Consider the following 15,894-nt stretch of genomic DNA (forward strand, 5'->3'; position numbering starts at 1 on the left):
CCAAATAAAAAACCCTGATTTCGATTTGAAATCAGGGTTTTTTTATTATTTATCAATTTAACTCTACTTATTCTACAATTTTAAAATCATTCTTAACTGCACATATAATCATTGATGACCAGACTGCATCTTTTTGTTGAGCTTTATGAAGTTCATCTTTCAAATTATTTAGAATTTGAGTTTCATCAGAATCTAATTTTTTTCTCTCTAAAACTTTAATTGCATCATATATGTTTTTCATAATATGATAATACCTATCTCTTTCCTCAACTAATCTACGAATTCTAATTTTATGTTTGTCGCTATATTCTATTCCTTCTTGTTTACCGTGTTCAATAGAACCAAAACCTAAGTAAGCTATAGATAATTTTCCTTTTTTGGTTTTCCCCTTTGGAAAACTTTCCAAATACTCTATTTCATTTTCAGGTGCATCAAAAGAAGGATGAACTATATGGCATTCTTCCTTAGCTATTGAAAAAGAATTAATTTGAGCTCGATGATTTTCATCTTCAATTGGAAAAAAATCATTTTTAAATATTTGATTACAAACTTGACATGCTAAAAATAAATTATCCCAATCATAGGCTAACCAAAAATAACCTGGATAAAGACTTGTTCCTCCATAAGATTTGGAATATGCCTTTTTAGGTCTATAATGTTCAATGTCACAATTGCTTCTTGTACTTTTTGTTTCACAATAACAGCATTTATTCTTTTGAATACCTTCTAATGCTTCTCTAACCTCATCAGAGTTATAAATTGCACCATCTGCCTCTATTGTTTTCTTCCCAGAATTATATTCAGCAACATGTTTATAATATTCTTCAAAGTCTTTTTTAGTCTTCTTTGAGCCAGAATTTACTAATTTATTAGGCGCATCTCCCTTTAAAATCCTAATCATCTGATAATTATTTTTTTCTTATGATCGATGCTGCTTTTCTAATTAAACTCTCTGCATCATTACTTTCTTTATCATCAAATGATGGCACTGATAATAATTCTTCGTTTATTAAACTTAATCTTTCTTTTTCTTGTTTTGTAAGTTTATTTTTTAACAAAAATGAAATTTTTTCATCTCTTAGTTTTTCTATCTTATTTGATTGAGAACTTGAAACTTCAAATAAATCTGAAGTCAAGATCTGATCAATTCTCCATCCTTTAACGTTTTCTGGTTTATTATCTATAACAACTTTATCTCCCTCTTTTCGGCAAACAACAATATTCGCGTTTTTATCCTGTGCTGCTTGAGCAATCAACGGGCTATGAGCAGTAACAATAAATTGTGCATTAGGAAAATAAGTTGAAAATTTATCTAGTACCTCCCTCTGCCATTTAGGGTGTAAATGCAAGTCTATTTCATCTATTAAAATAATAACTGGTTCGCCTAACGGATTATTACTATCTGGGTACTTTTCCATCATATTAGCTGCAATATCAACAATTAATGCAGATAATGTTTGATAACCAAAACTTAAGTTTCTTATATTTATCCATCCAAAAGAAGTTTCTACTTCGATAGAAGGTTTAGAAATTTCCTCATCAAATGTTCTTGAATGAATATCTGTCACATCGGGAAGAATATCAATTAATAATTCTTTAACTAAATTAAATTCTCTTTCAAATTTTGGTTTCGAACTTCTACTCGATTTTAAAACTGCATATTCCTTTTGTAAAAACCATTCTTCAGCGTTGATAAGTTCAATTGAATCGTCAAATAATGAATTTGTAAAGCTTCTAACACTGGTTTGTAAGCTTTGGTTTTTACTCATTCTCCTTGAAGCTCCATAAGATAAAATAAACGTTTCTTTAAAATCACTATTGTATAGTGAATAATTATTAGTTTTTGATGAGATTGTTATTTTACTCTTTTTTTTACTACTAATTAATTCTAAAATAAGATCAATTTTTTTAGCTTTTAAATCTTCTAATATTAATTTATTATCATTTGTAATGCCACCAATGAAATATTTTGGAATAAAAATCTCTATTCCATTATTGTCAACCGATTTGGGATCAGGTTGTAATTTATCTAATATTTTTAATAGTGTAGTTTTGCCTGTTCCATTATCTCCTAGAATAATAGTCCATTTATAATAATCGCTTTGATTAGATAATTCTAATTTTTGATTATCCTTAAAACAGTTAACTCCACCCACTTCCAAAGAAGCATAGTAAGAAAAAGGAACTTTTTCCATTTATTTTATTTTGTAATATTATTATCAAAAATACGAATAATTAAATAATCATCGTCAACTGAATACGTTTTCTGGCTTCATCCACCTCAACGACTTTCACTTGCACATGTTGATGTAATTTCACAACTTCGTTTACATCGCTTACATAACCGTCTTTGAGTTGGGAAATGTGAACCAATCCGCTTTCCTTGATTCCTATGTCAACAAAACAACCAAAAGCCGTTATGTTATTCACAATTCCGGGTAGAATCATTCCACTGCGGACATCGGCAATGGTTTTTACATTCGGGTCGAATTCGAAAATTTTAGCAGCTTTACGCGGATCCAATCCTGGTTTTTCCAATTCTTTCAGAATATCTTTAATACCCAGAATTCCAACATTTTCGGTAATGTAATTCTCTGGTTTAATTTGGCTGATTTTTTCTTTGTTCCCAATTAATTCATTGACTTTTACACCCAAATCTTTGGCCATTTTTTCGACCATTTTGTATGATTCAGGATGCACAGCCGAATTATCTAAAGGATTTTTTCCATCCTTGATACGGATAAAAGCTGCCGCCTGTTGAAACGCTTTATCCCCCAGACGCGGTACTTTTTTCAATTGGCTTCTTTCTTCAAATGCGCCGTTTTCACTTCGGTACGCCACAATATTTTCGGCCATTTTTTCACCAATTCCGGATACATAACTTAAGAGCGATTTACTTGCCGTATTGATATTGATTCCCACCGAATTCACACATCTGACAACAGTCGTATCCAATTCCTCTTTCAATTTTGATTGGTCCACATCGTGCTGGTATTGTCCCACACCGATGGATTTTGGGTCGATTTTAACCAATTCGGCCAATGGATCTGACAAACGTCTTCCGATGGAAACCGCTCCACGAACCGTCACATCGTAACTTCCGAATTCCTCACGGGCAATTTTTGATGCTGAATATACCGATGCACCGGCTTCGGATACCACAAAAACTTGAACTGGTTTGTCAAACGCTATCTTCTTGATAAAAAATTCAGTTTCACGACTTGCCGTTCCGTTACCAATGGAAATTGCTTCAATGTTATAGGCATTTACCATCGATTTTATCTTTTTCATAGCCATCGTAGTTTCGTTTTGTGGCGCATGCGGAAAAATGGTTTCATTATATAACAAATCCCCTTTTTCATCTAGACAAACTACTTTACAACCCGTTCTGAATCCGGGGTCGATCGCCAGAATACGTTTTTCACCCAAAGGCGGTGCCAATAACAACTGGCTTAAATTCCCTGCAAAAACATCAATCGCCTTGATATCTGCTTTTTCTTTAGCTTCCTGTAAGGTTTCATTCGAAATTGCCGGTTCCAACAATCGTTTGTAACTGTCTTTGATGGCCAGTTCCAAATGTTGAGTGGTATCGTTATTCGATTTGATAATGTTATCCTCGATGAATGCAATTGCTTCTTCTTTTTCAATTTCCACATTCAGTTTCACAAATCCTTCTGCTTCAGCTCTCATCATTGCCAATAAACGGTGTGAAGGTGCTTTACTTATTGGTTCGGCCCAGTCGAAATACTGTGAAAATTTTTGGGCTGCTTCATCATCCTTTTTGGTTTTTACCACTTTGGTAGTGATTTCCGCTTTGCGTTGAAACATGCGACGCAAATTTTTACGGATGTAAATATTTTCATTAATCCATTCGGCAATGATATCACGAGCGCCTTGTAACACTTCGTCTTCGTTGGCTACCTTATCATTAAGATATTTGGATGCCAAAAATTCGATATCATCATTGCGTTGTGACATAATGATTTTAGCTAAAGGTTCCAATCCATTTTCACGTGCCGTATCGGCTTTAGTTTTCTTTTTCTTTTTATAGGGAAGGTATAAATCTTCTATTTCCTGTAAGTCGAAGCTGTTTTCAATTTTTGATTTTAGTTCAGGAGTTAAAGCATTTTGTTCTTCGATTGATTTTAAAATACTTTCTTTACGCTTTACAATTTCGTCGTATTGCTTATTCAATTTCGCAATTTGCTCAATCACCACCTCATCTAAATTTCCGGTTTTATCCTTACGGTAACGGGCAATGAAAGGAATCGTGCAGTCTTCGGAAAGCAATTGTAAGGTTGCTTCTATGTTTTTGGAAGCGGTCGAAACCGTTTTTAAAATGTATTCTAAATTTGTCATTTTGTAAAATAAAATAAGGATGCTAAAATAGTATCTTTGTCGCAATTTTGAAGAATGAAAATCGTATTACTTTATCTTATTTGTATTAATATCTTAACCTTATCATTGTTTGGTGTTGATAAGCTTTTGGCCATTAAAAGTAAACGAAGAATACCCGAAAAAGATTTGTTAGTCTTTAGTTTTGTAGGGGGCGCAATAGGTGGTTTATTGGGTATGTTTATGTTCAATCATAAAGTTTCAAAAGGAAGTTTTTTGTGGAAATTTGCGTTCGTTTTAATCGCTCAAATCATTCTTTTCGTTTTTATGCGCATCTAATTTGATTTGTAATTCCGTTTCATAAAGTTTAAAGCCGCCTCCATGACTTCACCCATTGATTTGGCATTTTTGAAGTTTTTATCTTTGGTGAATTCGTAGGTTTCTTTTTTCAATTGTTCCAAATGAAGTGTTGGGGATAACATCATCGATTTCATCACAGCTAATAAATCGGTTAAGCGCTCTTCAGAATCTGCTAAACGCTTCACTAATAAAGACCTTTCTTCATTTTGATATTGATCGATAGAATCGGGTTCTAGTTTTTCTTTGACCAATTCGGTAAACTGAAAATTCTCTTTAAACAAATGTGGTTTGTACAATTTAAAACTTCCTTCATAACATTGTTGGTCGAAATCGATAGCGCGAATTTTATACACGATGTGATCATAATCATAGGTAGGAATCACCACAAAATTATACGATCGCATATCACCCAAAAGCCCTATCATGCAACGCTCGTTGAATTTGACAAACTCTTTGGCAATTTGTGCTTTTTCGGCTTCGGTACATTTTTGTAAATGTTCTTTTAGAAAAACATCACCAGGAATTCCAACAATATGCTCTTCAATTAAAGTACTTTCATAGACTAAGAAATTGATTCGGTTGGGTGACAAAATATGTTCTAATTCCAAACCGAAAATACGCGAAGCATCGGCTTTTTTGATGTAAAAATGAGTATAGTTGTCGTTGAGGATGTTTCTAACTTTTACTCTAAAAGGTTTAGAGTTTCCAAATCCGCAGTAATCGATATAATCGACTGTGAGGTGTTTCAACACTCGTTCGTCACCATCAGAATGGAGTAAAGTGTAAATTTTATTCAGACTCAAATCGATTTCTTTTCTGTCGAACTCATTGTAAAAAACACGTAACCAAAGCGTATCTTCTCCTTTTTGATCATACACCACAATCGAGCCTTGAAAACGCAATAAGTCATCATAAAACACATTGGTTTTTGTGACCCTTTTGTATTTTTCAAGATACTGAAATAACTTTTCGGTTATGGGATAATATTGTTTTTTAAACAATGGAGCTTCTTCATTCATAAATAAATGACAGTTTGTAACAAATTTGTGAAAAGTAAAGTTACTTCAATTATTTTATGTTCATCAAAAGAATTACGTATTACTTTTGTATTCATAATTGATGATATGGATGCTTTACAAGTCATAACTTATACAGGTGTTTTTGTGTTTGCCGTAACGGGTGTTTTAAAGTCTAGAACCAAACGTTTTGATATTTTTGGTGCAGTTGTTTTGGCGTTTGTCACTGCTTATGGTGGAGGAACCATAAGAGATTTATTAATAGGTGTTAGACCTGTAAACTGGGTGAATGATAATTTGGCTATTGTAATTGTCTTATTTTCAACGATTATTACTTTCTTTTTTAAACTGAATACGACCCTTATCAAAAAATTAATTTTTTTGGTTGATGCCTTTGGGATTGGGCTATTTACTGTTGCGGGAATTCAAATTGCACTGCAAGCAGGAATTTCAAGTGGGTATTCATTAGTAATGGGGATCATAACAGCCACTTTTGGTGGGTTGTTGGCCGATGTATTGTGCAATAAAGTACCAGGACTATTGAAACCAGGTGAATTATATGCAACCGCTTGTTTGATTGGCGGCAGTTTGTATTTACTAATGGTAAAATACCACCTACAAAGTGAAACCAGTATGATTATAGGGATTTTGATTACGGCTTCCATTCGAATTTATGCCATTCGAAAAAAACTACAACTTCCTAGGATTTAATCCTGAACGATGAATTCTTTAGGATCTTCTTTTTTGAATTCGGGTTGAATATTAATGTGATTGATTCCGAATTTATGAAATAATACAATTTCTAATTCATGAAGTAAATCGTTAAATTCACTCATTAGGATATTTTCTGCGCAATCTAAATGTGCTTCTAGATGTAATTCCTCTTCGTTTAAATGCCAAACATGGATGTGATGTAATTTGCCTACTCCAGGAATTTTATGTACTTCACGAACAATTTCTTTGATATCAATTTCTTCAGGAGTGAACAACATTAGCATTTTGGTTGAACTGATTAATAAGTCATACCCCACATAAATCAAGTAAATTGATATTAGTAAAGTCATTACGCTGTCTACCCAAAACCATTCAAAAAATTTCATCAACAAACCTCCAGTCAGCACTGCTACAGATGCCATCATGTCTGTTAATAGATGCAAATAAGCCGATTTCATGTTTAAATTATGTTCAGCATCCTTTTTTAACAACAAAACCGAAAGTCCATTAGCTATAATTCCTAATAAAGCCAACCAAATCACCATTCCTGATTTTATTGGTTCAGGATGAAAAAACCTATGAATCGCTTCATAACCTAAATAAATAGCAACCAAAAGAAGCGTAAACGCATTTACAAAAGCAGCAATTAATTCAGCACGTTTATATCCAAAAGTATTATTTATTGAAGCTTTCTTTCTAGATAATTTATGAGCCACATAACTAAATACTAATGACAATACATCTGAAAAATTATGTAGTGCATCAGATACCAATGCTAAACTTCCAGAAATAATTCCTCCCACTACCTGTGCCACAGTTATTAACAAGTTCAAAAAAATAGAAAAAACTAAATTCTTTCCTTCTACTTCATGTTTATGAATATGGACGTGGTTATGATTATGGGACATATGATTTCTTAAAGTTTTTAAAGAAAAAAGACTTCTTTAATTTCAGAAGTCTTTAGTGTTTTTATTTACAAGCTATTTTATTCACTCGGTTAGAGTGTCTTCCTCCCTCAAACTCAGTAATAAGGAAAACTTCCACCATTTCTATTGCTTGTTGTATTGATGTATATCTAGCAGGAATACTAATCACATTAGCATTGTTATGTTGACGAGCTAATTCAGCAATTTCTACTGTCCAACATAAAGCACAACGAATATCTTGGTGTTTGTTTGCTGTCATAGCAATTCCGTTACCGCTTCCGCAGATAACAATACCAAAATCAGCTTTTTTGCTTTCTACGTCATACGCTACTGGATGTCCAAAATCTGGATAATCAACACTATCAAAAGTATCTGTCCCGTGGTTAATAACTGTATGTCCGTTTGCTTCTAAGTATTTTACGATTGCATTTTTGTACTCTGGTCCTGCATGATCGTTTCCAATAGAGATTGTCATAATATGAAGTTATATTGTGGTTTATTCTGCAAAAATAAAGAATAAAATAAAGCCTAAAAAGGAACTTTACTATAAATAATCAAGATTTTATATCTGTCTAATTACCTAACTCTCTTATAATCAATATAAAGCTAATTTTTACAATAATTTATATCCAATAAAACTGTTGAAAATCAATAAAATACGCAAAGTTTTAATGGTTTTATTAAACAGTGTTAATGTAATTTTACAAAACACTGATTTTTAGTTAATTAAAAACCAACAAGAATTGTTAATAATTTTGGAAAGAAAATAAGAACTATTTTTTGTTTGTATTAATAAAAATTGTAATCCAAAACCTAGATTTAAAATCCAAGAAAAGTTTTGTCAACTTTTTGAAAAATTATCCCAACAAAATTGACAGTTATTAACATAAATTAACAAGTTAAGTTTTCAAAAAAAGAAATCAAAAATCAATTATTGACAATTGTTAATAACGAAAATCATTTCTTTTGTTTTCAATCAATTAGTATAAAAAGTCATTGTTAATATCTTTGTATAACTTTGGAAAACTAAAGAACAATGGCAAAATCAAAAAAGTTTTAAGCCTTATTAACACCCTATCATAACCATCATAAATTTAAAATTTTAAAAAAGATTTTTTTGTTTTTTTAGTTATTGTTGAAAACTCTTGAATTTTAAAAAAATTAAAAATGTTAAATTTAAAATAGAAGTTGAAAAGTTATATTTATTTTAAAACTGATTATCGTTTACTTATAACTGTAAACTATTTTGTAATTTTCAGCTGTAATTAAAATGAAGATGAGTAAAAAACCTAAAAAGTTTAGTAAAGGAGTAAAAGATTTTTCTGGAAAAATTTTAAAATTACTTTCTAAAGAACCTAATAAAACCTTTAACTATAAACAGATAGCGGCTAAATTAGAAGTTGACGATACCAAAAGTCGAAATGAAATTATTAAAGACCTTAAAATTTTAGCTTCAAAAAAACAAATTATCGAGTTAGAACCTGGAAAGTATTTAGTAAAAGCACAAAGCCAAGATTATTTTGAAGGAACTATCGATATGACTTCACGTAAAACAGCCTATTTTATTTGTGAAGAATTTGAAGAGGATGTTTTTATACCTACTAATAATTTGAATCATGCACTAGATGGAGACAAAGTAAAAGTGTATGTATACAATCGTCGTAAAGGAAAAAGACCTGAAGCTGAAGTAATTGAAATACTTGAACGCAATCGTACTGAATTTGTTGGAGTTATTGATGTACAAAAGAATTTTGCTTTTGTAACTACTGCCAATGCTAAAATGTATACGGATATTTTTATTCCTAAAGATAAAATTGGTGAAGCAACTGATGGTGATGTAGTTTTAGTAAAAATTGAAGATTGGCCTAAAAAAGCCGATTCACCTTTTGGAACTGTACTAAAAGTTCTAGGTCGTCCTGGTGAACATGATACTGAAATTCATGCTATTCTAGCAGAATATGGTTTGCCTTATGATTTCCCTCTTGAAGTTGAAGCGTATGCAAAAAAGTTAGATACTTCTATTCAAGCAGATGAAATAGCCAAACGTCGTGATATGCGTAACGTTTTAACGTTCACCATTGACCCTAAAGATGCAAAAGATTTTGACGATGCGCTTTCATTTCAAAGATTAGAAAATGGAAATTTTGAAATAGGTATTCATATTGCCGATGTTTCTCATTATGTTCAAGAAGGAACTATTCTTGATGACGAAGCTTTTAAACGTGCTACTTCAGTATATTTAGTAGATCGAGTGGTGCCAATGTTACCAGAAGTACTTTCAAATTTTGCTTGTTCATTACGACCAAATGAAGAAAAATATACCTTCTCTGCAATATTTGAAATTAGTCCAAAAGCGCAAGTAATCAATCAATGGTTTGGTAGAACAGTAATTTATTCTGACCAACGATTTGCTTATGAAGAAGCACAGTACATTATTGAAACAAAATCAAATACAATTCCTGCTGAAATTTCATTGACTGGAAATGAATATGTTGTAAAAGATGAAATCAAAGAAGCTACTTTGATGTTAGATGAATTGGCTAAGATTTTACGAAGAAACCGTATGAATAACGGAGCGATTTCTTTTGATAAAGTTGAAGTGAAATTCAAATTAGACGAAAATGACGAACCAGTTGGAGTATATTTTAAAATTGCCAAAGATGCCAATCATTTGATTGAAGAATTTATGCTTTTAGCCAATAGAAAAGTAGCTGAATTCATAGGTAAACAAAAGAAAACATTTGTGTATCGTATTCACGATGAACCAGATGAAAATAAATTGATGAACCTTCAAGGAGTAATTTCAAAATTTGGTTATAGTTTAAATTTCAAATCAAAAGAAGCTATTTCTAAATCATTGAATACTTTATTGGAAGATGTTGTTGGAAAGAAAGAACAAAATATGGTCGATACTTTAGCGATACGTACTATGAGTAAAGCTAAATATTCTACCGAAAACATTGGTCATTACGGATTAGCGTTCGATTATTATTCACACTTTACTTCACCTATTCGTCGTTACCCAGATGTAATGGTACATCGATTATTACAACATTATCTTGATGGAGGTAAAAGTGCAGATGAAGATGTATATGAAGAAAAATGTGTTCACTCATCCAATATGGAAAACAGTGCTACTAGTGCAGAACGTGATTCTATTAAATACATGCAAGTAAAATACATGCAGGATCATAAAGATCAAGAATTCCTTGGTGTAATTTCTGGTGTTACCGAATGGGGAATTTATGTGGAGATTGTTGAAAACAAATGTGAAGGAATGGTACGTATTCGCGAAATAAAAGACGATTACTATACGTTTGATGAAAAACAATATGCTTTAGTGGGTGAAATGACTAAGAGTTTATTGCAGTTAGGTGATGAAGTTTGGGTAAAAGTAAAAAACGCCGACTTGGTAAAAAAACAACTTGACTTTCATTTCATTAGAAGAAACGAATAAATTATTCATTATGAGAAAAGTAATTCTAAGTACAATCTTTTTGGTGAGTACTTTAGCTTCATCACAAGTAAATAAAACTTTAGGAGATTTTGATAAAGTAACTGCTTTTGACAAAATTTCAGTACAACTTATTCCATCTGCAGAGAACAAAATTGAAATTACAGGAAATAGATCTCAAGAAGTTGAAATTGTTACTGTTAAAGATGAATTGAAAATACGAATGCCATTTGGAAAATTACTAAAAGGAGAAGACATTGTAGCAAAAGTATATTTCAAAAAAATAGAAGCTTTAGAGGCAAATGAAGGAAGTTATATTTCATGTGATTCTATTTTAAAAGCAATTAATTTTAATTTGATAGCAAAAGAAGGAGGTCAAATTAGAGCACAAATTGAAGCAACAAGAATTGCTGCAAAAGCATCAAGCGGCTCTATTTTAAAGATTTCCGGTAATGCTCAAAATCTTGAATTTGTAGTAAGTTCTGGTGGAAAAATTGAAGCCGATAAATGTCAAACTACTCAAGCAACAGCTTCTATTAATGCTGGAGGTAGTATCGATGTAAGAGCTTCTGAATTTGTTGATGCAAAAATACGTGCTGGGGGAACCATAACTATTTTTGGAAACCCAAAACAAGTCAATCAAAAAACAATCCTTGGAGGTGATGTTATTATGAGTAAAAGATAATTTTATTTGTAAAGCATAAATTTTAACTTGCAAGTTCTAAAAAACTATACATGATAAACGATATACTTTCTGCAATTCCTTGGGGATTTTTATTAGCTTTTACTATTGGTCCAGTGTTTTTTGTACTACTTGAAACAAGTATAACTAAGGGATTTAGAGCTGCAATGATTCTAGATGCAGGAGTAGTTTTTGGAGATTTAGTTTTTATTCTAATAGCTTATTTTAGTACCAATCAAATTCTAGAAAAATTAAAAGATAATCCTAGACTTTTCATTTTTGGAGGCATTTTAATGTTTGGTTATGGTTTAATTTCATACATCAATGAAAAAAAGAAGTATGAAAAAAAACAAAAAGAAGAAATGGATGATGTTGTAGACGATATTAATAAAAAGAACTATTTAGGGTTATTTTTTAAAGGTTTCTTTTTAAACTTTATAAACATTGGTGTTCTTGCTTTTTGGATGGGAGTTATTATTGTTTTTGCGCCCAAACTTAATATGGAAACAAGTCGAATCATAACTTTTATAACTACAATTATTTTATCTTATATTGCAATCGATATTTTAAAGATACTGGTAGCCAAACAATTAAAATCACGTTTAAATAAACACAACATTCATAAAATTAAACGCGTAATAAGTGTCATTTTGATGATTTTTGGTTTCTTTTTAATTGCCCAAGGATTTTTTCCTAATGAAAAAGAAATGATTGAAAGGAAAATTGAACAGTTAAAAGAATAATTAAAAGTTAACCCAAACACCTAAAACCAATCAATTTTTATGAAAAAACTTCTACTACTTTTAGTACTGATTCCTTTATCGTTTTATGCTCAAAATGATTCTATTTCAAAACCTAATCTTTCAGTGATTGGTTTAAACAATTTAAATATTGCATACAGAGGAATTCCTAATCCAATTTCTATAGCGGTTAGTAATGCAAAGCCTTATAAAATAAAAGGAGATAATATTTTTATAAATGATGAAGGCAAATATTTCATTAAACCAAAAGCAGAAAAAGAAAGTAAAGTTTTATTAGAAATAGAAACTTCAGATAGTACAAAGGTTGTTGAAGAACATATTTTTAGGGTAAAAGATTTACCTTATGCAGCTATATTAGTGAATCAAAAAGGATGTATCAATGGTGATTGTGTAATTGAAATGCCTAGCAAAGAAATTTTAAATGCTGAAATTTCAGTAAAACTTATTGACTACTTATTAGAAGGAAACATTGCTGTTACAGGTTTTCGAATTAATTTAACTAACAGTAAAGGTGATTTTTTAGATAGTTTTGAAATAAAAGGCAACAAAATTCCTCAAGATGTTTATGAAGAGATTATGGCTAATACCAAGATATCTTTAATTATTTTACATAAGTTTATCTTTGAATCAGACTTAAATTTATCTATAGCAAAAACACCAGTTGTTAAGATTAGGAAATTGTAAAACTGTATTTAATCCATGAAAAGAATACTTGTATTATTACTACTTCCTTTTTTAGATTTTGCTCAAAATGATACAATAAAAAATGTTGCATCTAGACAATCTGTAATTGGTTTAGATAGGATGAATGTGGTTTATAGAGGAGTTCCTAATCCTATTTCTATTGCGGTAAATAATACTAAATCATATAAAATTATTGGCGATGGAGTTTCACAAAATGAAGATGGTAAATATATAATTAGACCAGGAGCGGGTAAAGAAACCAAAGTTTTTGTTGAAATTGAAAAACTTGATGGTTCTAAAAGTACTGAAGAATATACTTTTAGAATAAAAGGACTTCCAAGAATTTGCGGAACTTTAAAAGGAAAAGAAGGAGAAGTAATTTTAAAAAGAAATGAAGTAAAAGAAGCTATAATTTCAACTGAAATGATAGGGTTCTTATATGATGTTTTTGATGATTCTGATTTTTTTAAAGTCAATTCATTTGAAGTTAAGTTTTCAGAAAGTAAAGTAATTAAGGTTGTAGGAAATAAATTTGATAGTGAATCTTTTAAAGAAATAGCAAAACTTAAAAGAGGAGATTTTTTTGAAATAAATCACTTAGACTACGGTCCACCAACTGATGCATTAAAGAGAAGAGCATTCCCTATAATTGTTATGATGGGAGATTAAAAAGAGCAACATTTAGTTGCTCTTTTTTGTTAAAGCATCGCCCAATATATTTAATTAATTTTTCTTAAAAATTTAGAAATAAAAAAAGAGCTACTTTTTCAAGTAACTCTTTTAGAGGCATCGCCCGGATTCGAACCGGGGTAGACGGTTTTGCAGACCGGTGCCTAGCCGCTCGGCCACGACGCCATTACTAGTATGGACGGCAAATTTACATAATATTTACTCTCAAACAAGAAAATCCAATTAAATTTTATTTGTTTCTAAAAAATTCTTCATGTTTTAATTATACTTTTGGAATACTTTTTTAAAACTTTTAAACCCAATGAAAAAGATTCAACATCTAAAACCTATTTTCTATTTTATTATAATAGGATTGTTAATCAATACATTAAGTAGAATAATCATCTTCTTTATGTTTAAAGAACGTATTCAGGAAACCGAAAATTATTGGTACATCTTCCCTATTGGTTTGCGTTTCGATTTAATTCTACTTTGCTATTTATCGTTTTTACCAGCAGTATTAATTTGTTTATTACCGGATAAATGGCTTAATTTTTTCAAAAAGTTTTTAAATATTTATTTCATTCTCTTTTTGTTTTTACTGCTTTTAATGGAAATGAGTACTCCTGATTTCATAAAGCAATATGATACTCGACCTAATCGACTTTTCTTAGATTATTTAATTTATCCTAAAGAAGTTATTGGTACACTGATTAAAAGTTATCTAACATCAATGATTGTAACTTTCATCGTTTTAGGTACAGGTTTGTATTTTGCTTTTAAACATGGAAAGAAACTATTTTATCCAGTAGCTAATGATTATAAAAATAAGCTTATTTTATTCCTTCCAGTGGCTTTTCTTTTATTTTTGGGAGCTCGCTCAAGTTTAACTTCAAAAAGACCTATAAACGCCTCTAATGCGGTTTTTTCGGTAAATCAATTAACAAATTGTGTAGGACTTAATTCATTATATACAGTTGCTTTTGCTGCTTATTCTATAAAAAATGAAGGAAACGCAGAGAAAATGTATGGTAAGATGGATATTAACGAAGCCTACAGTCGTGTTAAAAAGTATATGACTGCAAAACCTGAAGATTTTACGGATCCTGATTTACCTTTATTACACATTCAACAGCCTGATACAGTTTTAAAAAGACCTTATAACTTGGTAATTTTTCTTCAGGAAAGTCTAGGTGCTGAATTTGTTGGAAGTCTTGGAGGTTATCCTTTAACACCTGAGCTTGATAAATTGACTAAAGAAGGAACTTTATTTACTAATTTGTATTGTACAGGTACTAGAAGTGTTAGAGGAATTGAAGCAGTAGTTACTGGTTTTTTACCTTCACCATCAGAAAGTGTTGTTAAATTAAGTAATTCACAATCTGGTTTTTATACGTTGGCCGATGGCTTAAAAAGAGATGGTTTTGACACTAGTTTTATTTACGGAGGTATGGCTAATTTTGATAATATGGCTTCATTTTTCAATGGAAATGGTTTTGATAATATCATTGATGAGTCTGATTTTGATAGCGATGGTAAAAAGCATGCTTTCAAAGGAACTTGGGGATATTCTGATGAAGATTTAGCCGAAAAAGCCAATGAATATTTTAAATCAAAAGGTGATAAACCATTCTTTTCATTAATGTTCTCTACTTCAAATCACGAGCCTTTTGAATTCCCTGACGGAAGAATCAAGCTTTATGACAAACAAAAGAATACGGTTAAAAATGCTATGAAATATGCCGATTTTTCAATTGGTAAGTTCTTCGAATTAGCTAAAAAAGAAGATTATTTTAAAAATACAGTTTTCATTGTTATTGCCGATCATAACACCAGAACGTATGGTAAACATTTGGTTCCTGTTCATAAATTTCATATTCCAGCTTTAATCATTGGTCCTAAAGTGGCTAAAGGAAAAACCTATGATAAATTAGCGAGTCAAATAGATATTCCGCCAACATTATTGAGTTTAATTGGAGTTAAATCAGAAACTCCAATGCCTGGAAGAAATATTTTTAAAATCCCTGCTGAAACAAAAGGAAGATCAATCATGCAATTTCATGATATAAATGCATTTAGAGTTGAAAATCAGGTTGTTATTTTGCAACCCTTTAAGGAACCTGTGCAATTTGAAGTGACTAAGGATACTATATTTAAACCTGTAAAATTAGATCCAGAATTAGCAAAAGATGCTTTAGCACATATAGTTACTGCAACAGATTTATATAAATCGAGAAAGTATAAATTAAGAGATAGTAAAAAATCTAAATAAAAGAAAAGCCGAAGATTAACT

Annotated in this window: 14 protein-coding genes and 1 tRNA gene; 8 read left to right on the forward strand and 7 right to left on the reverse strand. The window is 30.9% G+C overall.

Going from position 1 to position 15,894, the window contains the following annotated elements; translation table 11 throughout:
• Positions 1 to 67: 67 nt before the first annotated feature.
• From LJY17_RS11675 to LJY17_RS11685, 3 genes are read right to left on the reverse strand one after another with little or no spacing between them, the layout of a single operon-like run.
• Positions 68 to 901, reverse strand: a complete 834-nt coding sequence (locus tag LJY17_RS11675) for a hypothetical protein (protein ID WP_264544000.1) — start codon at positions 899 to 901, stop codon at positions 68 to 70.
• 7 nt (positions 902 to 908) lie between these two features.
• The gene (locus LJY17_RS11680) at positions 909 to 2,195 is read right to left on the reverse strand and encodes an AAA family ATPase (protein ID WP_264544001.1); all 1,287 of its coding nucleotides are present in this window, start codon (positions 2,193 to 2,195) and stop codon (positions 909 to 911) included.
• A gap of 40 nt (positions 2,196 to 2,235) precedes the next feature.
• Entirely contained in the window at positions 2,236 to 4,359 is a 2,124-nt protein-coding gene (locus LJY17_RS11685) for a Tex family protein (protein ID WP_264544002.1), read from the reverse strand.
• Between the two features lie 54 nt (positions 4,360 to 4,413).
• Here LJY17_RS11685 and LJY17_RS11690 point away from each other — a divergent pair, with 54 nt between their 5' ends.
• Positions 4,414 to 4,674, forward strand: a complete 261-nt coding sequence (locus tag LJY17_RS11690; RefSeq protein WP_264544003.1) for a DUF1294 domain-containing protein — start codon at positions 4,414 to 4,416, stop codon at positions 4,672 to 4,674.
• Here the strand turns inward: LJY17_RS11690 and LJY17_RS11695 are convergent.
• Positions 4,671 to 5,714: a hypothetical protein gene (locus LJY17_RS11695; protein ID WP_264544004.1), complete on the reverse strand. Its 1,044-nt coding sequence runs from the start codon at positions 5,712 to 5,714 to the stop codon at positions 4,671 to 4,673. The two genes, LJY17_RS11690 and LJY17_RS11695, sit on opposite strands and share 4 nt — an antisense overlap.
• 27 nt (positions 5,715 to 5,741) lie before the next feature.
• On the opposite strand from LJY17_RS11695, the gene LJY17_RS11700 reads away from it, so the two are divergent.
• Entirely contained in the window at positions 5,742 to 6,422 is a 681-nt protein-coding gene (locus tag LJY17_RS11700) for a trimeric intracellular cation channel family protein (protein WP_338441358.1), read from the forward strand.
• On the opposite strand, the gene LJY17_RS11705 is transcribed toward LJY17_RS11700, so the two are convergent.
• Complete coding sequence (locus LJY17_RS11705) at positions 6,419 to 7,333, reverse strand: cation diffusion facilitator family transporter (protein WP_264544006.1); 915 nt, start codon at positions 7,331 to 7,333, stop codon at positions 6,419 to 6,421. The genes LJY17_RS11700 and LJY17_RS11705 overlap by 4 nt on opposite strands.
• Positions 7,334 to 7,394: 61 nt before the next feature.
• Positions 7,395 to 7,826: a ribose 5-phosphate isomerase B gene (gene rpiB, locus LJY17_RS11710; RefSeq protein WP_264544007.1), complete on the reverse strand. Its 432-nt coding sequence runs from the start codon at positions 7,824 to 7,826 to the stop codon at positions 7,395 to 7,397.
• 801 nt (positions 7,827 to 8,627) lie between these two features.
• Here rpiB and rnr point away from each other — a divergent pair.
• The 5 genes from rnr to LJY17_RS11735 are packed head-to-tail and all read left to right on the forward strand — an operon-like array spanning position 8,628 to position 13,601.
• Complete coding sequence (gene rnr / locus LJY17_RS11715) at positions 8,628 to 10,808, forward strand: ribonuclease R (protein ID WP_264544008.1); 2,181 nt, start codon at positions 8,628 to 8,630, stop codon at positions 10,806 to 10,808.
• A gap of 10 nt (positions 10,809 to 10,818) precedes the next feature.
• Positions 10,819 to 11,490, forward strand: a complete 672-nt coding sequence (locus LJY17_RS11720) for a head GIN domain-containing protein (protein ID WP_264544009.1) — start codon at positions 10,819 to 10,821, stop codon at positions 11,488 to 11,490.
• A gap of 50 nt (positions 11,491 to 11,540) precedes the next feature.
• Positions 11,541 to 12,230, forward strand: a complete 690-nt coding sequence (locus LJY17_RS11725; protein ID WP_264544010.1) for a LysE family translocator — start codon at positions 11,541 to 11,543, stop codon at positions 12,228 to 12,230.
• Between the two features lie 39 nt (positions 12,231 to 12,269).
• The gene (locus LJY17_RS11730) at positions 12,270 to 12,932 is read left to right on the forward strand and encodes a GldM family protein (protein WP_264544011.1); all 663 of its coding nucleotides are present in this window, start codon (positions 12,270 to 12,272) and stop codon (positions 12,930 to 12,932) included.
• A gap of 15 nt (positions 12,933 to 12,947) precedes the next feature.
• Positions 12,948 to 13,601, forward strand: a complete 654-nt coding sequence (locus tag LJY17_RS11735) for a GldM family protein (RefSeq protein ID WP_264544012.1) — start codon at positions 12,948 to 12,950, stop codon at positions 13,599 to 13,601.
• 115 nt (positions 13,602 to 13,716) lie between these two features.
• Here LJY17_RS11735 and LJY17_RS11740 read toward each other — a convergent pair.
• Positions 13,717 to 13,787 (reverse strand) — tRNA-Cys (locus tag LJY17_RS11740).
• 136 nt (positions 13,788 to 13,923) lie between these two features.
• On the opposite strand from LJY17_RS11740, the gene LJY17_RS11745 reads away from it, so the two are divergent.
• Entirely contained in the window at positions 13,924 to 15,873 is a 1,950-nt protein-coding gene (locus LJY17_RS11745) for an LTA synthase family protein (protein ID WP_264544013.1), read from the forward strand.
• Positions 15,874 to 15,894: the final 21 nt, after the last annotated feature.

It is taken from the genome of Flavobacterium hankyongi (genome assembly GCF_036840915.1).
Lineage (GTDB): Bacteria > Bacteroidota > Bacteroidia > Flavobacteriales > Flavobacteriaceae > Flavobacterium > Flavobacterium hankyongi.